A 19,259-nucleotide genomic window follows, 5' to 3' on the forward strand; every position below is an offset into this window, starting at 1 on the left:
CGGGTGTTATCGCAGGTTCTTTCGCAGCCAGGTCAAAACCTGGCTGGCGTGGTCGTTCGGCGGGTGGATTGGGTAGAAGACATTCTCGATCGCTCCATCGTTGACGATGAGGGTCAGCCGTTTGTAGAGGGTCAGACCGCTGGCCGTGAACGTTGGCAAGGTGAGCGCCTGGCCCAGGCTCCGGGTAGGGTCTGAAAGCATCTTGAAGGGGAGATGGAGTCGCTCAACCACTTCCGCCTGGTAGGCGGTGTCCTGGCTGGAGAGCCCGAACACGTTGTCGGCGCCAGCTCCGCGCAGTTCCTGGTAGTGGTCGCGGAAGCTGCATGCTTCGGGTGTGCAACCGCGTGCTCCCGGTATCGAGTCCCAGCCGTCAGGCAGGTCGGTCCCCGGTCGACCGGTCAACGGATAGATGTAGATGACTGTCCTGCCGGAACCGAGATCGTCGAGACGAATGTCGTCGCCGCTGGTTGTCTGGAGCGTGAGGGACGGAATTCTCGTGCCGGGCAGGTGAGCTGCTGCTCCGTCATCGGCGGGGGCTGGCAATTCGGCAGGCAGGCTGGTGAATTCGGGCATGGTTACCTCTTTCTCATGGACCTGTGCGGCAGTGCCGGTGCGGTGAGCGGCTTGGTCCAGTTGAGCGATCAGCGTCGTCCGGCGGGTCGTGAGCCCTTCGATTCGTCTGGTGAGATCGTCGATCGCAGACCGGTAGCCGGCTAGCGAGGCCGTGTCTCGGTGCTGGATTCGGTGCTGGTGGACCCAGCGGCGTAGTGGGTCGTTGTCGGTGTGCATGCCCGCAGCCCAGCCGCGGAGCCCGAGACGGTGGGCGAACGGTCGCTGTTCGTGGAGCTGCTCCGCGAGCCCGATCCGGCGACGCCAGGCCGGATCCATCAGGATTTCGGCGAGGATCACCGATTCGGGCAGAACGAGCAGCCAGGTCGGCAGCAGTTGCTGGGCTTGGTTGACGGCCTTGACCGCGGCGTCACGGTCGTTCCATCGTTGGCTGAGCCGCCACTGCATGAGCGGATCGGGGTTGAACCGCCGGGCGGTCATGATGTCTCGGGCTGCGTTGACGTGGCCGGAAGTCCAGTCGCGGTCCTCGTCGCTGCGAAACAGCTTGTCGCGCTGATGAATTGCCTTCGCGATCTCGGGTGCGGAGCTGAGGTCCACCGGCAGCGGTGCGGAAAACTCCCCGAGCCAGAGTTGATGCCGACGACAGTAGCTGTCGGCCGCCGACGAGCAGACCCTGATCACGGGTGGTCTCGCCGCGGACCGGCCGGACCCGGAACGGCAGCAGTGCGGCGGTCTTTCGCCAGAGCGCGAGAATGGCCATGACTACTGCCGGGTGCCCGCCCGGCGCATCACTGCGGCGACCGCGTGCGCGAGGGCTTAGGGGAGTCGTGGCGGCCGACGGGCAGTCCCAGGCACACCGCCATCTCCCCGGCTAGGGCTTTCGGGTCAGCGTCGGGTGGTGTGAGAACCCAGCAGTGGTACGGCTGTCCCAGCAATCCTAGTTTTCAGCGACTTTCGTTGACGTTACGTTTCATTTGGTGTGACCAAACGGAAACGAAACGAATGTGGCCGCATGCGGGGGAGTCTCAGATTCTGACCGCCGATAATGTTCACTTATCGGCGGTCAGAACCTCCTGTCGCGCAAAGCCCTTCCTAAGTGCCGACACGGGTTTCGTTTCGTGTCAATACGTCGAATCCAACGAAATCAACGCTACGATTCCCGGGTGTCGAGTACTTGCAGCTTTCCGGGATGCACCCGGCCCATCACGCGGGGTGGCGGCCCCGGACGTCCGTCCGAATACTGTGAACACCCCGACCACACGCGGTGGCGGGCATGGCGGGAAAGGCAACGGCTGCAACAGGAGTCGGAGACACCCGTCGCTTCTGTCACTGTGACGCCACAGGGTCCGATCACGGCCGCTCGGGCGCGGGCCGACGAACTGCTCACCCAGTTCCGTGGCCTCGCCGAACAACTGAGCAACAACCTGAATGCGGCGGTGGTGGAACTGTCCACGCTGGCCGATCCCTCGATCGCCGAGGCGCAGGTGCAGGCCGTGCAGGCCGATGCCGCCCGCCGCATCGCGGAGGCCGAGGTCGCGACGGTGGCTGCCGAGCAAGCGCGCCGGGAGGCCGAGGACGCCCGCCGGATCGCGGAATCCGCCGCCGACGACGCGGCGACCGCTGCGGAACGCGCGGAAACACTGGTCGCCGAGGCGAACACCGCGCGCGACGATGCGTTGCACGAGGTGGAGCGGATGAGCAAGCAGGCCGCCGACGATGTCTTCGCCGCCCGCGCCGACGCCGACGCCGAGATCCGCACGGTGCGACGCGAAGCCGCCGACGACATCGAACGCGCCCGCCAGCAGGCGACAGAGGACGTGGACAAGGCACGGCGTAAGGCTGCCGCCGAGATCGAGCAGGTGCGCAGGGAAGCCGCGCAGCAGGTCACCGCGGCGGGCGCCGAACGCGACCTCGCCGTGCAGCGCGCCGCCGACGCCGACCGCGCCATCGACCGCGCCGAACAGGCCACCGCCGAACGCGCCCAGGCTCTCGCCGAAGCCCGCGAGGAACTCACCCGCCTGCGCGGCGAACTGGACGCCACCCGAATCGAACTCACCGACCTGCGCCGCACCGCCTCCGCCGAAGCGGCCGCTCAGCGCTCGGCGGCAGCCGTATCGCTCGAGCAGGCGCGCGCCGAGGCCGGCGAGCGCATCGCCGCCCTCGATGACGCTCGCACCCAAACACTCGCCCGTGCCGAACGTGCCGAACGCCAACTCGACGAGCTGCTCGCGGCCGCGCGAGTCCCCGTCACGCCGGAACCGGTCGAGAGCTCCTGACCGAAAGCCCGAGCGCGGCCTACGATCCAGCCCGCGCGCTATGGTGCGGTATGGCTGTCATCCACCGCACGACCATGTCCCCGAGCAAGCGGGATCTGCTCACCGTCTGGCTGCCGAGCCGCCCGTGGTATCGCGGTGGGACCCGACCGCGGCCGACGAAAGTGGGCGGGTTCCGGCTCGACGACCCGGCAGGGGAGGTGGGCATCGAGTTCATGGTCGTCACCGACGATTCGGGTGTGCGACCGGTGACCTATCACCTGCCGATGACCTACCGCGGCGCCGAGCTGCCCGGCGGTGCGCACGCGCTGATCGGTACCTCGGAGCACGGTGTGCTCGGACTGCGCTGGATCTACGACGGATCGCACGACCCGGTGGCCGTCGCGCAGATCGCCGCGCTGATGTGCGGGAACGCGCAACCGCAGGCGCAGAGCCAGAGCGACACCCCGGATTCGTCGGTCGTCGTCGCGAGCCCGGTATCCGATTCCGCGGTGGCGGAATTCGCGGTGGCGGACGGCGTCGACGACACCGAGATCACCGTGGTCGGCGGACCGCTCCTCCGAGTTCATCGACGGCTCGATCCGGAAGCGCCGCCGCCGGGCCTCGCCACCGTCACCGCGCCGTGGCGGGGGCCGGGTGGCGAGGTGACGCGGTCGATTCTGCTGTCGGCGCACGGCTGATCTCCGGACCGCCTCCACAAATACGGCAAACATCAGGCTAACCATGTCTTCCGGTCATATCATGGTGCTATGCCCGGAAACGATGGTGAGGGGCGTGTGGAATCGCGGGTCCGTGGGGGACGGGAGGCGATTCTGGTCGTGGGTGTCTGCTCCGTCGCCCTCGGCGTGCTGATCGCGATCTGGCCGGAGAAGACCGTGCCGATCCTGGAGTTGCTGTTCGGCCTGTATCTGCTGGCCAACGGAGTGGCACAGCTGTGGCTCGCGATCGGCGCGCGGTTCGCGCTGCCGCTGCGGGTGCTGGTGCTCGTCAGCGGGCTGCTCTCGCTGGTGTTGGCCGTATTGTGTCTGCGCGGTGGGAATTCGGTGCTGCTGCTCTCGATGTGGATCGGGCTGAGCTGGACCATTCGCGGCATCACCCAGGCGACCGTCGCGGCGTGGGACGACGAGCAGCTCTCCGAAAGCCTGCGGCACGAACTGTTCGGGCTGTTCACGATGATCGTCGGCATCGTCGTGCTCGGTCTTCCGCTGGAGGAACTGAGCTCCCTCGGCGTGGTCGTCGGCAGCTGCCTCGCGATGCTCGGCGGGCTGGAGATCGCGCTGGTCGGCGTCGGTCGCGCCGGTCCGGTCCGGGCGCCCGGCGCAACGCGAGTACCCGTGCCGCGCAGTTGAACTGGCGGGTCGCCCGCGCAACCGGTTCACTGTCTTTATGGCACCAACGGATCAGCGGCGCAGTTCGGCACGGCCATCGGTACCGGGTTCGATGCGGTCTCCGGCGGAACTCATCGTCGTCACCCACGGCGCGGTGCGGCCCATCGGGCCGATCGCGTTGCGCGAGAACGCCGCCGGGCGATCGCATCTGGCGGCGTCGCTGCCCGGCGGCGCGCGGCTGTCCCCGATCTTCGGTCCGGGCGACCGGCTGCCCGGGCGGTTGCGCGGCACCGATCAGGAACCGGTCGCCGCGCACTACCTGAACTACTTCGCCGTGGTCGGCGTCGCCGAAGACCTCGAAGCGGTTGCCGAACAGTTGCGGGAGAACGACGCGGTGGCCGGCGCGTACGTCAAACCACCGGCGGAACCGCCGATCGCGCCGAGGACCACGATGATGCGATCGACGGCAGCCGCCCCGCCGGAGACGCCGGATTTCCAAGCCAGGCAGGGATATCTGGACGCCGCACCGGCCGGTATCGACGCACGCTGGGCGTGGACCCGGCCCGGCGGACGCGGAACGGGCGTGCGGGTGATCGACATCGAGGGCGCGTGGCGATTCACCCACGAGGACCTCACCCAGAACCAAGGCGGCGTGATCGGCGGCGAACCCTCCGCCGACGAAGGCTGGCGCAACCACGGCACCGCGGTCGCGGGCGAGATCAGCGGCGACGCCAACATGTTCGGCATCACCGGCATCGCACCGGAGGCCACGATCCGCGCCGTCTCGGTATTCGGCCCGGGGTCGGCGACGGCGATCCGCACCGCCGCCGACGCGTTGGGTCCGGGCGACATCATCCTCATCGAACTGCACCGGCCTGGGCCGCGCCGCAACTACCAGAACCGCGCGGACCAATTGGGCTACATCGCGATCGAGTGGTGGCCCGACGACCTCGCCGCGATCCGCTACGCCACCGCGCGCGGCGTCATCGTGGTGGAAGCGGCGGGCAACGGCGGCGAGGACCTCGACGCCGCGCTGTACGACACGCGCCCGAGCGGATTCCCGGAGTCGTGGCGCAACCCCTTCCGCGGCGACGCCGACGATTCCGGCGCGGTGCTGGTGGGCGCGGGGGCTCCGCCGCCGGGCACGCACGGCAGCGACCACGGTCCGGCGCGATCGCGGCTGGCGTTCTCCAACTACGGGTCCCGCATCGACGCGCAAGGCTGGGGCCGGGAGGTGACCACCACCGGCTACGGTGACCTGCAAGGCGGAACCGACGAAGACTACTGGTACACCGACGAATTCAGCGGCACCTCCAGTGCGTCCCCCATCGTCGTGGGTGCGCTGGCGTGCTACCTGGGCATTACCTCCACGAGTTTCGAGATGCACGATCCGGCGCAGGTGCGACGGCTGCTGCGAGCCACCGGGTCCCCGCAGACCGAAGCCGGTGGACGGCCGACCACGCAGCGGATCGGGAATCTGCCCGACATCCGCGCCATGGTGGGGGAGCAGTAGCTCGTCGTCGGAGGCTCGCTCGTGCCCGGCGTGATCGAGCACGCCGGGCGTGAGCGGCCGCACGCGAATCACGCCGACCGTTGATACCCCGTCTCCGCGGGTGTCCCGGTCTCGACGAGTCCACGCAGTGCCTGCGGCAGCGGCCTCCGGTGCAGGACGCCGAGGCGTTGGGTGGCGCGGGTGAGGGCGACGTAGAGTTCGGCCGCGCCGCGCGGACCGTCGGCGAGTATCCGTTCCGGCTCCACCACCAGGACGGCGTCGAACTCCAGGCCCTTGGTCTCCGACGCTGCCACCGTGCCCGGCACACCCGGTGGCCCGATCACGATACTGGTGCCTTCGCGACCCGCTTCGTCACGGACGAATTCCTCGATGGCAGCGGGCAATTCGTCCTCGGTGACGCGCCGGGACCACGGCTGGACGCCGCACGCGCGAACCGACTCCGGCGGCGTGACCTCGGGCGCGAACTCGGCGAGCAGCGCCGCGGCGACGGTCATGATCTCCACCGGGGTTCGGTAGTTCACCGACAGCGACCGGTAGAGCCAGCGGCCCGGCACGTACGGCTCGAGCATCGTGTCCCACGAGGTCGCCCCGGCAGCCGAGCGGCGTTGGGCGAGATCGCCGACCACCGTGCAGGACCGGCCCGGGCAACGCCGCATCAGCACCCGCCAGTCCATCTCGGACAGCTCCTGGGCCTCGTCGACCACCACATGCCGGTAGGTCCAATCCCGGTCCGCGGCAGCGCGTTCGGCGAGTTCACGGGTGTCGCGCTCGACGAAACGATCCGCGAGATCCTCGGCGTAGAGCATGTCGTGGGCGAACAGATGATCCTCGTCGTCCATCATGTCCTCGCGGCTGACCAGGATGTCCAGCACATCCGCGGCGTATTCGGCCTCGTCCTTCCGCTCCCGCTCGGCCGACCGGTCCACCGACTTGTCGGTGCCGAGCAGATCGACCAGTTCGTCGAGCAGCGGCACGTCCGATACCGTCCAGGCGTCGCCGTCGGCGCGCCACAGCGCCTCGTCGGCGCCCGCCGCTCGCAGCCGCTCGGGGGAGGCGTACAGCGATGCCAGCAGGTCTTCCGGCGTCAGTATCGGCCAGAGCTCGTCGAGCGCGGCGGTGAATTTGTCGTCACCGGCGAGCTCGGTCAGCAAGTCCGCCCGCAGTTGCTCCCACGCTTCCCGATCCTTCCGGGTCAGCCAGCCCCGGCCGATCCGCCCGATCGCCCGTTCGGTGAGCACCCACGTGACGATCTCGGTGAACGCCGCGCGAGCCTCGTTGTGCGGCAGCCCGCTCCCGCGCGCCTCCTCCCTCGCCCACTCCGCGGTCTCGGCGTCGATCCGCACCGTGACGTCGGCCAGCGCGATGGGCAGCGGATGCTCGGGCAGCCGCTGCCGATCCGCGACCGCCGCCGCGAGCACGTCCAGGATCTTCAGCGAGCCCTTGAGCCGCGCGGCTTCCGGGGTGTCCTCCGCGGTGACGCGCAGACCGGGAACGAAGTCGCCGGTGGTCATGAACACCACGTTGGACTCGCCCAGCGACGGCAGCACGCGGCCGATGTGGTTCAGGAACGCCGGGTTGGGCCCGATCACGAGCACACCGTTGCGTTCCATCTGTTCCCGCTGGGTGTAGAGCAAGTACGCGACGCGGTGCAGCGCCACCACGGTCTTCCCGGTGCCGGGGCCGCCCTCGATCACCACGACGCCCGGATGATCGAGCCGGATGATCTCGTCCTGTTCGGCCTGGATCGTCGCCACGATGTCGCGCATGCCCTCGCCGCGAGGCGCATCGACCGCCGCGAGCAAGGCCGCATCCCCGCGCTCGCCACCACCGGGGCGGCCGAGCACCTCGTCGGTGAAATCGACCACTCGACGACCGCGAGCGTGGAACTGGCGGCGCCGACGCATGTTCTCCGGGCTCGCGGCGGTGGCGACGTAGAACGCGCGCGACGCGGGCGCCCGCCAATCGAGCAACAACGGTTCGTACTCGTTCGCCTCGTCGAAAATGCCGATCCGGCCGATGTACGTATGCTCGCCCGACACAGCGTCCAACCGGCCGAAACACAGCCCCTTGTCCGCCACGTCCAACCGCTTCGCCTCCTTGGCCAGCGCGCGCACCTCGAAATCCCGTTCCATGGGTGTGCCGCCGGTGCCCCGCAACGCCGCGCTGTATCGACCCTTCACCCGCGCGCGCTCGGCATCGAGCCGTGCGTAGAGACCGGCCACGTAGCTCCGTTCGGACCGCAGTTCGTCTTCATATCCCTGAGTTGACACACACCCCTCACTTTCCCTGGCACGACGATCCCGCGCGGTCGGCGCGGGCATGGGCGGTTCAGCCGCGGATCGTGCCGCCTCTCGCTGCTCCCATTTCCGCAGGTTTCGACCTCGGCCAGCGATTGTGCGGCACGACCCGGGTCTTGCCGCAAGGCCCCCTGTGCGCTATATGTTGAAAATGGAAAGGAGTTGATGCTCCCTTTTCGTTCGTCGTCCCGTTGTTGGACGGACCTCCTTTGTGAGATCGAGATCCAAGAACTGGATCGTCTTCGCGAACCGAAGAAGTCCTGGCACCGAAGCGCGCGCGACGCTCAGGCGCGGGCCGTCGGGAGGACGCGTCCGCCCTCGAACCTGAGACGAGCTGGAGCTGACGAGTGAACCGCGGCACAAGGCCACCAAACAGGTTGCGCCGCAATCCGAACCAGTGAAGCGCCCGTGCTACGGCGCAGTCCCTCATGCGTCGTAGACCCGTCGATCAGCGAATACCAAACCGCGACAGGCGGTCTGGCTGAATCCGTGTCGATCGGTGAACCGCGGCACAACATTCGATGGCGCGCAGCCGATGTCGGATTGAACTCTGCGCGTTTGCCGAAGCCGCTGTGCGACCGGCTCCACGGCCGCGCAGTACCGAGCGCGGCGACGTCTTTCCCGCAACAGTACCCGCGCTGACCTGCGGCGAAGACGTCCGTCGGCGACCGGTGCCGCCTCACCGAAATGCGTTCACCCGCAGTCGAATCGCCCTCGCGCGGGTTTGCGCGGTGTATCGGCCGGCCGGAAATGCCGGTATGGTTTCGGCGCGCGCGAACAGATGCTCGAATGCTGTCGCGAGATCCGATCCAGCTGTGACATCGAGGAGAACTGGTGGCTGTCGACACTGTCCGCGAAGAACAGGCGATGCGCCGGTTGACCGACAGTCTGGTCGAGAATTACACCGAGACTCACTCCGCCGAGCAGATCCACTCCGCGATCGGCTCGGCCCGGCAGCGCTTCGACGGCCGTCCGGTGCGGGAATTCGTGCCGATCCTCATCGAACGGATCGTGCGCAGGGAACTCGAACCCGAGCCCGCCGACACCCCGGCCGAACGCATCGACACCGCGACGGCGCAGGCCGACGGCCCGCGCCTCGACCTCGTCGCCCGGCTGCGGCAGTCCCCGCTGAACAGCAAGCGGTCGGTCGCGCTGCTCGGCGGCGCGCTGGCCGTGGTGGCGCTGCTGGTCGTCGCGCTGGTGGCGCGACAGCCCGATCCCGCGCCCACGGCGATTCCCGGTTCCGGGCTCACCATCGTGCGCGGCGTCGTCGGATCGGAGAAGATGGCGTTCTTCGAGGACCCGCGCGTCGTGCAGGAGCTCGCCGAGCACGGGCTGAAGGCCGAGGTCGAGCCCGCGGGCTCGCGCCAGATCGCCTCGATCGACCTGACGAACCACAGCTTCGCGTTCCCGTCCAGCGCGCCCGCCGCCGAGCGGATCCAGCGGGCTCGCAATATCGCGACCAAGTACACGCCGTTCGCTTCGCCGATGGCGATCGCCACCTTCCGGCCGATTGCGGACCTGCTCACCGCGGCGGGCGTAGTACGTCCGGGTCCCGTGCCGACCTTCGATGTGGCCCGCTACCTAGACCTGGTGAGCCGCAACACCGAGTGGGCGCACCTGCCGGGCAACACCGCCTACCCGGTGCGCAAGAACATCCTCGTCTCCACCACCGACCCGCGCACCTCCAACTCGGCCGCGATGTACCTGGCCATCGCCGGGTTCGTCGCGAACGACAACGCGGTCGTGCAGGGCGCGGAGGCCGAGCAGCGGGTACTGCCGATCGTCTCGCGGCTGTTCACCGGCCAGGGGTACGCGGAGAACTCGAGCGCGGGCCCGTTCCAGGAGTACCTCACCGCAGGGATGGGGCCGACGCCGCTGGTGATGATCTACGAGGCCCAGTTCGTCGAGGCGGCCGTGCAGCGGCAGCTGAAGCCGGATATGGTGCTGACGTACCCGTCGCCGACCGTCCTGTCCACCCACACGCTGGTGCCGCTGGACGCCTCCGGCGACCGGCTGGGCCGGCTGCTGTCCACCGATGCCGAGCTGCAGCGACTAGCCGCAGAGCACGGCTTCCGCACCGGTGACGCGGCACAGTTCGCCCAGGTCAGCGCCCAGCACAAGGTGCCGGCGCCCGCCGATCTGATCGACGTCGTCGACCCGCCGACCTTCGAGACCATGGAGCATCTGCTCGACGGGGTCACCCACTCGTATAACTGAGGTGTTGCGTTCGGCGCTGTCACGACGATGATTCAGTTGTAAACGGAAGTGTGACCGAGGGCCCGAGCGCCCAGCGCGCGACGGATCGGCCCTGGCGAGTAGCCGGAACATGGGGAATCGAGTAGCCCGGCACTCGTGGCCGTGACCGGGTTTGGTGCCACTCTCCCTGTAGGGACTGGAGAGAGAGGAGCCCCCCCATGTTCGGGATCCATCCCCACGCGCTGGAGCGTTCGGGCGCCATGGCGGGCACGACCGATACGCACGCCATGCTGGTGTTCGGCACCGGGGTCGACTGCTACCTGTCGCATATGCCGACGTTCGAGGCGCCGCACAACTACCAGGTGTTGCTCGCCGTCGAGCTGGACGAGCACGGGCGGCGCGCGTTGGGCGCCGACCGCAGGATCGGATACGAGGGGTTTCACACCTTCGAACCCGACTTCTTCCCGCTCGCCGAGCTCGATCCGCGCGGTGAAGTGCCGCGCACCGAACTGCGCGGCACCCTGTTCCGCGGTCACCTGGAACGCGGTGGTCCGATCATCGCGCGCGACGTCGTCGCCACCGTTCGCAGCGTCGAGTACTTCGCCGAACTTCAGCCGTACCGCGGCGAAGAACTGCTCACGCACCTGTGCTTCGGGCGGCCGGGCCGGTTGTATCTCGCGCATCGCATCGCGCGGCGGCCCAGCTTCGATCAGATCGTGGCCGTGCGCCTGATTCCGGGCACGGTCACCGACATGCTCGGCAGGCGGCTGCCCGACGACGTGCGTGAGGTGGGTTTCGACACCGCGCAGCCGATCATCTTGGGGCAGCGTGAATTCCACGGTCAGCGCCTGCGGACCGGTGAGATCGCGGTGGCGGCGTTCCGCGCGACCGAGTCCGTCGGCGGCGAGCAGGGGTTCCTCGCGGAACTCACCGTCGAACGCCAGATCTACCTGGAGGTAGCGGATCTCGGCTGACGCCGATCCGCGGTCAATACGCCGGAGGTCGCGGCTCGCCCTGACTTCGGCCGGTGCGCGAATCGCTCGAACGGGTGACGCGCCCCGGTCGTCGCGGCGGTTAACGTCGGATCATGTCCGGTGCCACCGAATCCGTGCTGCCCGTCGCGACCACCGGTCGGCGGATCGCGGAGGTCGACATCCTGCGCGGCTTCGCGCTGTTCGGGATTCTGCTCACCAATGTGACCGTGGCGACGGTGCTGTGGTCGTTCGACGGAACCGAGCAGGACATCCGGCAGCACTACCGGGGCACCGTCGACCACATCGTCACCGGCGTGGTGGACGCGCTGTTCTCCGGACGGTTCTACCTGCTGTTCGCATTCCTCTTCGGTTACTCCTTCACCTTGCAGATCGCGGCCGCGCAGCGGGCAGGAGCGTCGGCGAACGCACGGTTGCTGCGGCGTTGCGCGGCGTTGATGGCGATCGGACTCGCGCACGTCGTGCTGCTCTGGATCGGCGACATCCTGACCCTGTACGCGCTGCTGTGCCTGATCCTGATCATGCTGCGGAACCTGCGGCCACGCACGGCGCTGATCACCGGTGTGGTCCTCTACGCTCTGTGGTCTCTGTGGGCGTTCGTACCCGGGCCCGGCGGCGACATGTACCAGGAGTTGTCGAGATTCATCGACCTGCCCGCACTGCGCGCCGGCTACACCGGCAGCTTCGCCGACACGCTCGACATGCAACTGTCCGTAGCGCCCAGCTTCATGCTGCTCACCTGGGTCGCGCAGGGGATGACCAGTCTCGGGCTGTTCCTCATCGGCATGGCGGCGGGCAAACGTGGCCTGTTCGAGGACGGCGAGACACTGGATCGGTGGGCGCCGCGCGTGCTGGCCATCGGGCTGGCGCTCGGACTGCCCATCTCGGCGGTGACGTTCGCGAACTCGGTCGGCCTGCTGCGCGCGCCGTGGTGGTGGATGGGCGTGCAGGAACTGGTGAACCCGGTGATGACCTTCGCCTACATCGCGGGCATCCTCCTGCTCGCCCGCGCACCACGCACCGCGCGAGCCGTCGGCAGACTGGCGCCCGCGGGCAGGATGGCGGCCTCGAACTACATCGGGCAGTCGATCGTTCTCATGGTGCTCTACACCGGCTACGGCTTCGCCCTCGCCGACAAGGTGCCGCCCGCCGGGGTGATCGGGTTCGCCCTGCTCACCTACGCGGCGCAACTCGCGCTGAGCGCGTGGTGGTTGCGCGACCACCGGTACGGGCCGGTGGAGTGGTTGCTGCGGGCGGTCACCTATCTGCGCTTTCCGCCGTGGCGCGATCCGGATCACGTTCCCGCGGAACGGAATTGACGCCAACGCGATTCGGCCCGTTTGCTGCTGCTCGACGCGCCGACCAACCACCTCGCCCCCGCTCTGGTGGAGGAGTTGGAGGCCGCACTGGCGGGACTATCCGGGCGCGGTCGTGATCGTGAGCCACGACCGGGCGATGCGTAGCCGTTTCGGCGGCATGCGAATGGAGATGTCGGGTGGCGGGCTCGCTTCGTGAAACCGGCTGGGGGACAGGGTCGTTCTACTCAGTGCTCATGCGACGTCGGGGGTGATCGGCCCGTGCTGGTCACTTACGACGCGTGAGGGCGGCTTCGGTAGTCGTGGCCATGAGCCTCAGCCAAGTCGACGGTCCGGCCTCGACGAGTGAGGCGCTCGCGCTGGCCTCATCTGCGTGGCCTTCTGGCGCCCAAAGTCATTCCCCACGCTCCGCTGGTTGCGGTCATAGCGAACGCGTGGACGTCGGCTTCCAGACAGAGCGGTATGTCGTCGGGATGCACTCCCCGGTATCCCTGTCGCAGGCCCTCTGCGAGGTCCTCGGCGGCGACCGAGCGACGCGCCCGTTCGATGAACGGCGACGGGTCTACCTCTTCGGCTGTCAGTAACTCGGCGATGTAGTGGGCGCATGCCAGGTCCTCGTCGGCGCGTCCGTTGTCCCCGGTGATCACGAACACCACCTCGCCGGGCGCCAGGCTCCGCAGGAAGCTCGCTGTCGCTTGTGCGACAACGAAACTCGCGCACAAGATCACATCTGCGCCCGCCACGGCCAGTGCGCCCGCCGTGCCCGCGGTTGTTCTCAGCACCAGGGTCCGGCCACGGAGATCCCGTGCCCGGATCTGCCCGGGTGAGTTCGCGAGATCGAAACCCGGCGCGGGCGCCCCGTCGCGCACAGCCAGCCAATCCGGATGGCGTGCCTTCGATTCCAAGGCAGCGTCTTCGGTTTCAGCGAAGACGATCTTGCCCGCCCCACCGGCAAAAGCGTATGCCGCGGTGGTGAACGCACGCATGACGTCGACGACGACGGCGACCCGGGGCACAGCGGTCAGCTGCGTGAGGTCGGTGAATACACATCGCATTCAGGCATCGTCCACCAGATCGACACTGGATGCGTTGCGGCCGTTACTGATCCGTCGGGCGTAATCGCCTGTGTGTGTGAACTGGAAGCGGGAAGTAGTGGGCCGATAGCAGGGTCGAGCGGATGTCTCCGGTGAGAGCCGAGGCGAGGAATTGCGTGCAGGTGTGTCCGAAGTGTTCCCAGTGGTCGCCGCGCGCCTCGTTGACCATGACGGTCCAGTCATCGGATCGCAGGCCGGGGCGGATCAGCCAGTAGAGGAGTTCACCGTTGTCGGTCGTGGCCCATGGCAGCAGCCTGGCGCCGTCTTCGTTGAGTTCGGCCGGTTTGTCCTCGAACTCCCAGAGGTCTTCCAGGACTTCGGTGTGCCAGTCCTTCCAGTCGAGAAGGTTGTAATCGTCGTTGGCACAGCCAGGTTCGAGGATGTAGAGGTAGTTGTCCCAGTAGCCGCCGCCGTAGATGCCGATCAATTCCTTGTAGTCGGCCGGAAGCTCATCACCTAGGTCCCGTTCGACGCCATCCCAGTCGACATCTCGGCGATTCGGCGGTGGCGAGACCAGTTGCCTGAGCTGCTGGACGGATTCGATCACCGGATCGGCTCCCTTGAACGTCGTCCCTGCATCACACGCCCGCCCCTGTAGATCCCGTCACTACGCGGGGAGCCTACCAATGACCGAGCGAGCGACCGGACGGTAAACAACTACTACGTCGCGGTGTCACCCAGGAAGCGCGCCGAGCTGACGCATCAGCCCCAAAGTATCGACAACGCCCCAGGTCTCGGCGACTCGGCCGTCGACGAAGCGGAAGATGAAGATCTCGTTGTAGGTGATGGGTTTGCCGGTCGGCGGGAGGCCCATGTACTCGCCTCGGTGGGTGCCGGTGACCGTGTTCCTACTGACGACCTTGTCACCCTCCGCGATCGTGTCTTCGACCCCGACGTGGAGGTCGGGGAAAGCCAGGTGGAGCCTGCGGAACACCTCTTCGAGCGCTCGCGCGCCGGTGACGCCGACCGGCGCCGGGGTGCGGATCAGTGCGTCGGGCGCGACTACCTCGTCGATCGTCGCCGTGATGCGCTCCGCATCGTGGGAGTTGAGGGCGGCATGCAGGCGTTCCAAGGTCGCCTTGTTGCTCGTTTCTTCGTCGGTCGACATGGGGCTGGTCCTTCGGGGCGAATGGTCGGATGGGCGTCGCCGGGCCGGGCTCGACGACACCCACTAGACACCACCGCAGGGCCGGTTGTGACACCCGACGCGCACCCGATTCCGAGGCCGCGATGAATTTCCCACGCCCCGGCCGTCCACACAGTCGAAGGGACGCGTTCACACCTAGGAGACCTTATGACCGTCAGCCCTGCCGCCGTCGCCGCCACCGTCGAATTCTCCGACGTCAGCCTCTACTACGAGGTCCGCGGGAATGGTCCGCTCATCGTCTTGGCGGGCGCGCCCATGGCCGCCGCGGATTTCGCGCCGCTGGCCGACCTGCTCGCCACCGACCACACCGTCCTCACCCTCGACCCGCGCGGCCACGGTGGCAGCGTGCTCACCGATCCGCACCAGGACTCCACGCCTGAACTGCGGGGTGAGGATCTCGCCCGGCTGATCGACCACCTCGGCATCGGCCCGGCCGTGGTCGTCGGGTCCAGCGGTGGCGCGGCGAGCGCGCTGGCCCTGGTCGAGGCCCATCCTGATCTGGTCACCACGGTGGTCGCGCACGAACCGCCGCTGATCGAGCTGCTCGACGACCGCGCCGAGCTGCGGGCGGGCACCGAGGACATGATCGCCACCTACGGCGCAGGCGACGTGCTCGGCGCCTTCCGGAAGTTCCTCGCGCAGGCTAACATTCAGCTGCCGGAACCGGTGCTTCAGCAGATGTTCGGCGGCGACCGCGATCCCGCCCGGGCAGCCTCCGAACGCTACTGGTTCGACCACGAGCTGCTCGGCACCGTCGGCTGGCGACCCGATCTCAACACGTTGCGCGCGACCCAGGCTCGGATCGTCATCGGTATCGGCGTCGACTCCGCCGGACAGCTCTGCGACCGCAGCAGTCGTGCGCTGGCCGCGGCGCTCGGCCTGGTACCCACACTGTTCCCCGGCGATCACACCGGATTCATCGGGGATACGTCGGCATTCGCCGCATACCTGCGCGGCGTGCTGCGCGCCGACTGACGGGCTGTCAGCCCGCCGTCGGTGCGCTGTCAGCGCCGACCGGCATCGTCATGGGCGTTCCACGAAGCGAAAGGAAACGCCCGATGTCCGATGTCACGTTGTCCGAGTTCGTCGAAGCGACCGCCACGCAGTTCGGGATTCCCGGAGTCGCGGTCGGGGTGCTGATCGACGGCCAGGACGTCTTCGCCTGCCACGGCGTCACGAGCCTGGACAACCCGCAACCGGTCGACAGCGACACGCTGTTCCAGCTCGGCTCGGTCACCAAGACCTACACCGCGACCGCGCTCATGCGCTTGGCCGCGCAGGGCCGGGTCGAGCTGGACGCCCCGGTGCGGACCTACCTTCCCGAACTCGCGCTCGCCGACGAAGACGCCGCCACCCGGATCACCGTGGCGAACCTGTTGAACCACACCGCCGGACTGGACTGGAACCTCCTCGTCGACACCGGCGACGGCGAAGACGCGCTCGCCGAATTCGTCGCCAGGCTCCCGGAACTCGGCCTGATCGCCGCGTCCGGCGCTCGTGCCTCCTACAGCCAGGCCGGATACAACCTGGCCGGACGGGTCATCGAGAAGGTCACCGGGCAGCCGTTCGAACAGGCCATCGCGGAGCTGATCTTCGCGCCGCTCGGCCTCACGCACAGCTTCTTCGCGTCGCGCGAGATCACCGCCCGCCGGTTCGCGGAGGGCCACAATGCCGAGGCTGACGGTTCGCTGACGGTTGCGCGTCTGTGGCGGCCATGGCGAGCGAACAACCCCGGCGGCGGACTGGCGTCCTCGGCGGCCGACCAATTGCGCTGGGCGCGTTTCCATCTCGGTGACGGCGGCGCGGTGTTGCCCACCGACACGCTGCGCGCGATGCGTCGTCCGACGGTCGCGCTGCGGGCGAGCACGTTCGGCGACGCCATCGGCGTCGGCTGGTTCCTGCGTGACATCGACGGCGTGCGGGCCATCGGTCACGGCGGATCCGGCAACGGGCAGTTCGCCGAACTGCTCATCGTCCCCGAACGCGATTTCGCGATCGTGGTGATGTCGAACGCGGGACCCGAGGGCATCGCCTGCAACCAGGCGATCGTGCGCTGGGCGCTCGAGCGCTACCTGCGCGTCCTCGACCGCGACCCCGAACCGATCTCCTACGACCCGTCCCGCGCCGCGGAACTGATCGGCACGTACGCCATCGACGCCATGACCCTCACCATCGCCGCCGACGAGACCGGGCTGAACCTCGCGGTCGGGGTCAAACCGGAGATCCGCGCGGCATCGGATCAGGAAGTGCCGCCGGACTACCCGGCGGCCGCCATCGGCCTGCTGCCCGGCGATGGCGACGAATACCTCGTCACCCACGGCGGTCTGCGTGGACAGCTCGGTTTCTTCTCCCGCGACGAGAGCGGCGCGGTCGTCGGCATCGACCTCGCGGGACGGTTGTTCCAGCGCGTCGCCGCGTGAGCCGGTCTCGGCAGGCCGACGAATGTTGGCCTCGGACACCACGCGCCGCCGGTAGGGAATCCGACCCGGTCGGCCGCGCGTGGTTCAGGTCGAGAGCGGCTCCGCGTGATCGACAGCGGGAAGCCATAGGCTGAATCTCCCATGTGACGGACAGGAGGTCGAGGTGGCCGAGACGACGGTGGCCGAGGTCATGGCCGAACTGGTCGCGCTCGAGGACCCGAAGATCCGCGCGGTGAACGAGAAGCACGGTGACGATCACGGTGTGAACCTCAGCAAACTGCGCGCGCTCGCCAAGCGGCTGAAAACGCAACAGGAACTCGCGCGCGGGCTGTGGGAAACGGACGACACCGCGGCGAAACTGCTGGCAACACTCCTCTGCCGCCCGAAGACGTTCGAGCGTGACGAGTTGGACGTCATGGTGCGCCAGGCGCGCACACCCAAGGTGCACGACTGGCTCGTGAACTACGTGGTGAAGAAGAACCCGCACGCCGAAGAACTGCGCCTGGCCTGGTCCGCCGATCCGGATCCGGTGGTCGCGAGCGCCGGATGGGCGCTGACCACCGAACGCGTGGCGAAGCAGCCCGAGGGCCTCGACCTGGCAGGACTGCTCGACGTCATCGAGGCGCAGATGAAAGACGCACCGGATCGCTTGCAGTGGGCGATGAACCACTGCCTCGCTCAGATCGGGATCGAGCACGCCGAGCACCGCGCCCGTGCGATCGACATCGGTGAGCGCCTGGAGGTGCTGAAGGACTACCCGACTCCACCGAACTGCACGTCTCCGTTCGCGCCCACCTGGATCACCGAAATGGTGCGCCGACAGCACGACAAGTAGGCAGGGTGTTCGCCCCTGGCCACCAACGCCGTGATCGTCTGGGCTTGTGGCTTGCCGTGAGGAAGATGCGCCGCACAGATCAGCGCATCGATGACGAGCTACGAGTCCGCGACACCCTGTTCCGATCGCGGAGCCGCCCGGCGCCGGCAGGGCAGGGCGGCCGGTCAGCCGGCGGCGGTGTCGGAGTGCGTGGGCCGAGGACTACGCGAGACGGATATCCGCGGTGGCCAGGCCGAAGATTTTGCGTCCTGCGGACTTGGCGATGATGACGACGACGGCGGTCCTGGCCTCGGGGTCGACCGACTTGATGCGCCCGGTGAACTCGACGCTCCCGACAGTGGCGGCTTCGACGACGGTGTAGTTCGACAACCGGACCCCGTACCTGGTGATCGCGCCTGGATCGCCGAGCCATCCGGTGACGAATCCTGCTCCGAGGCCCATGGTGAGCATGCCGTGCGCGATCACATCGGGAAGACCCACTAGCGCGGCGACCTCGTCGTGCCAGTGGATGGGGTTCGCGTCACCGGAGACCCCCGCGTAATTCACCAGATCACCGCGTGTCAGTCGCACGATCCGAGCAGGAAGCTCGTCGCCGACGGTGATGTCTTCGAATCGGATTGCGGTGCGCGGGACACGCGTGCGCGAGATAGGGGACAGGCGTGGGCCGGTCTCGGAAACCGGGTCCGTCGCAGTCCGCGCCGTCGCGGCCGAGGTCGCGGTTCGAGACGACACGTTGATACCGTGCATGACCACACGTTCGATCGCGTCACTGATGCCGGCGCCGACCTCGTCGCCGGTGATGCCGACGACGGTTGTATGCATGATCTGCACCACCGCACCGGTCTGGTCGAAGAAGGTATTGGTAATCGTCAGCAAATCCTTGCCCGCTATGCGACGAACCGAAGTGATTTCGACATCACTGACCAGCCGGTCACCGGTGAGCACCGGCTTGTACATCTCGAAGACCTGATCGGTCTGCACGAACACGTCATAGCCCGTGATCACCGTTTCGAAGAGCTTACGGTTGGCCAGCATCGCGGCTATCGAGATGAATGTGGTCGGCGCGACCAAACCGGCGTAGCCGAGGTCGCCGGCAGCGCACTCGCTCCAGTGCGCCGGGTGGAAATCCTGGACAGCCCGCGCATACTCGCGGATCTTCTCCCGGCCCACCTCGTAGTAGTCATCCGCACGATAGCGATGTCCCACCAGCCCAGCCACATCGAACGTTGCTTCCACCAAGCCGCTCCTCGCTCCAGATTCCTTCAAGACTCGTGA

At 67.9% G+C, this 19,259-nt stretch carries 16 protein-coding genes and 1 pseudogene; 11 read left to right on the forward strand and 6 right to left on the reverse strand.

The genetic code is table 11. From position 1 onward, the window contains the following. Positions 1-6: 6 nt before the first annotated feature. Positions 7-1,251 (reverse strand): peroxiredoxin, encoded by a 1,245-nt coding sequence (locus tag AC3EO7_RS16990; protein ID WP_435591709.1) that lies wholly within the window; start codon positions 1,249-1,251, stop codon positions 7-9. A gap of 650 nt (positions 1,252-1,901) precedes the next feature. On the opposite strand from AC3EO7_RS16990, the gene AC3EO7_RS16995 reads away from it, so the two are divergent. The 4 genes from AC3EO7_RS16995 (at position 1,902) to AC3EO7_RS17010 (ending at position 5,684) form a co-directional block, all read left to right on the forward strand. Next, positions 1,902-2,846 (forward strand): coiled-coil domain-containing protein, encoded by a 945-nt coding sequence (locus AC3EO7_RS16995; protein ID WP_435591710.1) that lies wholly within the window; start codon positions 1,902-1,904, stop codon positions 2,844-2,846. 50 nt (positions 2,847-2,896) lie between these two features. Next, positions 2,897-3,523 carry a maltokinase N-terminal cap-like domain-containing protein gene (locus AC3EO7_RS17000; protein WP_435591711.1) on the forward strand — a complete coding sequence of 209 codons (627 nt, stop codon included), beginning with the start codon at positions 2,897-2,899 and terminating at the stop codon, positions 3,521-3,523. 69 nt (positions 3,524-3,592) lie between these two features. Further along, positions 3,593-4,192, forward strand: coding sequence for a DUF308 domain-containing protein (locus AC3EO7_RS17005; protein ID WP_431970139.1), 600 nt, complete (start codon positions 3,593-3,595; stop codon positions 4,190-4,192). Positions 4,193-4,283: 91 nt separating this feature from the next. Continuing rightward, on the forward strand, positions 4,284-5,684 hold the full coding sequence (locus AC3EO7_RS17010; RefSeq protein WP_435591712.1) for a S8 family peptidase: 1,401 nt from the start codon (positions 4,284-4,286) through the stop codon (positions 5,682-5,684). A 68-nt stretch (positions 5,685-5,752) separates the two neighbouring features. Here AC3EO7_RS17010 and helR read toward each other — a convergent pair whose 3' ends face one another. Further along, positions 5,753-7,954, reverse strand: a complete 2,202-nt coding sequence (helR, locus tag AC3EO7_RS17015; protein WP_435591713.1) for an RNA polymerase recycling motor ATPase HelR — start codon at positions 7,952-7,954, stop codon at positions 5,753-5,755. 861 nt (positions 7,955-8,815) lie between these two features. On the opposite strand from helR, the gene AC3EO7_RS17020 reads away from it, so the two are divergent. The 4 genes and pseudogenes from AC3EO7_RS17020 to AC3EO7_RS17035 form a co-directional block, all read left to right on the forward strand. Beyond that, a complete protein-coding gene (locus tag AC3EO7_RS17020; protein WP_435591714.1) occupies positions 8,816-10,201 on the forward strand; it encodes a three-helix bundle dimerization domain-containing protein in 1,386 nt (461 codons plus the stop codon). 197 nt (positions 10,202-10,398) lie between these two features. Further along, complete coding sequence (locus AC3EO7_RS17025) at positions 10,399-11,154, forward strand: hypothetical protein (RefSeq protein ID WP_435591715.1); 756 nt, start codon at positions 10,399-10,401, stop codon at positions 11,152-11,154. Positions 11,155-11,267: 113 nt separating this feature from the next. Continuing rightward, a complete protein-coding gene (locus tag AC3EO7_RS17030; RefSeq protein ID WP_435591716.1) occupies positions 11,268-12,491 on the forward strand; it encodes a DUF418 domain-containing protein in 1,224 nt (407 codons plus the stop codon). Positions 12,492-12,500: 9 nt separating this feature from the next. Next, positions 12,501-12,687 (forward strand): annotated as a pseudogene (locus tag AC3EO7_RS17035) (tylosin resistance protein TlrC); the annotation flags it as partial. Positions 12,688-12,853: 166 nt separating this feature from the next. On the opposite strand, the gene AC3EO7_RS17040 reads toward AC3EO7_RS17035, so the two are convergent. The 3 genes from AC3EO7_RS17040 to AC3EO7_RS17050 all read right to left on the reverse strand — a co-directional run bounded on the left by AC3EO7_RS17040 (position 12,854) and on the right by AC3EO7_RS17050 (position 14,690). Beyond that, positions 12,854-13,543 (reverse strand): 2-phosphosulfolactate phosphatase, encoded by a 690-nt coding sequence (locus AC3EO7_RS17040; RefSeq protein ID WP_435591717.1) that lies wholly within the window; start codon positions 13,541-13,543, stop codon positions 12,854-12,856. A gap of 43 nt (positions 13,544-13,586) precedes the next feature. After that, on the reverse strand, positions 13,587-14,129 hold the full coding sequence (locus AC3EO7_RS17045) for an SMI1/KNR4 family protein (RefSeq protein ID WP_435591718.1): 543 nt from the start codon (positions 14,127-14,129) through the stop codon (positions 13,587-13,589). Positions 14,130-14,255: 126 nt separating this feature from the next. After that, positions 14,256-14,690 carry an ester cyclase gene (locus tag AC3EO7_RS17050; protein WP_435591719.1) on the reverse strand — a complete coding sequence of 145 codons (435 nt, stop codon included), beginning with the start codon at positions 14,688-14,690 and terminating at the stop codon, positions 14,256-14,258. A gap of 186 nt (positions 14,691-14,876) precedes the next feature. On the opposite strand from AC3EO7_RS17050, the gene AC3EO7_RS17055 reads away from it, so the two are divergent. The 3 genes from AC3EO7_RS17055 to AC3EO7_RS17065 all read left to right on the forward strand — a co-directional run bounded on the left by AC3EO7_RS17055 (position 14,877) and on the right by AC3EO7_RS17065 (position 17,984). Beyond that, positions 14,877-15,704, forward strand: coding sequence for an alpha/beta fold hydrolase (locus AC3EO7_RS17055; RefSeq protein ID WP_431970130.1), 828 nt, complete (start codon positions 14,877-14,879; stop codon positions 15,702-15,704). Positions 15,705-15,787: 83 nt separating this feature from the next. Beyond that, on the forward strand, positions 15,788-17,149 hold the full coding sequence (locus AC3EO7_RS17060; protein WP_435591720.1) for a serine hydrolase domain-containing protein: 1,362 nt from the start codon (positions 15,788-15,790) through the stop codon (positions 17,147-17,149). 163 nt (positions 17,150-17,312) lie between these two features. Then, positions 17,313-17,984, forward strand: a complete 672-nt coding sequence (locus AC3EO7_RS17065) for a DNA alkylation repair protein (RefSeq protein ID WP_431970128.1) — start codon at positions 17,313-17,315, stop codon at positions 17,982-17,984. Positions 17,985-18,185: 201 nt separating this feature from the next. Here AC3EO7_RS17065 and AC3EO7_RS17070 read toward each other — a convergent pair whose 3' ends face one another. Next, the gene (locus AC3EO7_RS17070) at positions 18,186-19,223 is read right to left on the reverse strand and encodes a fused (3R)-hydroxyacyl-ACP dehydratase subunits HadA/HadB (RefSeq protein ID WP_435591721.1); all 1,038 of its coding nucleotides are present in this window, start codon (positions 19,221-19,223) and stop codon (positions 18,186-18,188) included. Positions 19,224-19,259: the final 36 nt, after the last annotated feature.

It is taken from the genome of Nocardia sp. bgisy118 (assembly GCF_057708605.1).

Bases quoted from the DNA above. Each gene is read 5' to 3' on its own strand.
- AC3EO7_RS17005 (WP_431970139.1), top strand. From the start codon at position 3,593: ATGCCCGGAAACGATGGTGAGGGGCGTGTGGAATCGCGGGTCCGTGGG.
- AC3EO7_RS17000 (WP_435591711.1), top strand. From the start codon at position 2,897: ATGGCTGTCATCCACCGCACGACCATGTCCCCGAGCAAGCGGGATCTG.
- AC3EO7_RS17060 (WP_435591720.1), top strand. From the start codon at position 15,788: ATGTCCGATGTCACGTTGTCCGAGTTCGTCGAAGCGACCGCCACGCAG.
- AC3EO7_RS17055 (WP_431970130.1), top strand. From the start codon at position 14,877: ATGACCGTCAGCCCTGCCGCCGTCGCCGCCACCGTCGAATTCTCCGAC.
- AC3EO7_RS17050 (WP_435591719.1), bottom strand. From the start codon at position 14,690: ATGTCGACCGACGAAGAAACGAGCAACAAGGCGACCTTGGAACGCCTG.
- AC3EO7_RS17030 (WP_435591716.1), top strand. From the start codon at position 11,268: ATGTCCGGTGCCACCGAATCCGTGCTGCCCGTCGCGACCACCGGTCGG.
- AC3EO7_RS17010 (WP_435591712.1), top strand. From the start codon at position 4,284: ATGCGGTCTCCGGCGGAACTCATCGTCGTCACCCACGGCGCGGTGCGG.
- AC3EO7_RS17040 (WP_435591717.1), bottom strand. From the start codon at position 13,543: ATGCGATGTGTATTCACCGACCTCACGCAGCTGACCGCTGTGCCCCGG.
- AC3EO7_RS17025 (WP_435591715.1), top strand. From the start codon at position 10,399: ATGTTCGGGATCCATCCCCACGCGCTGGAGCGTTCGGGCGCCATGGCG.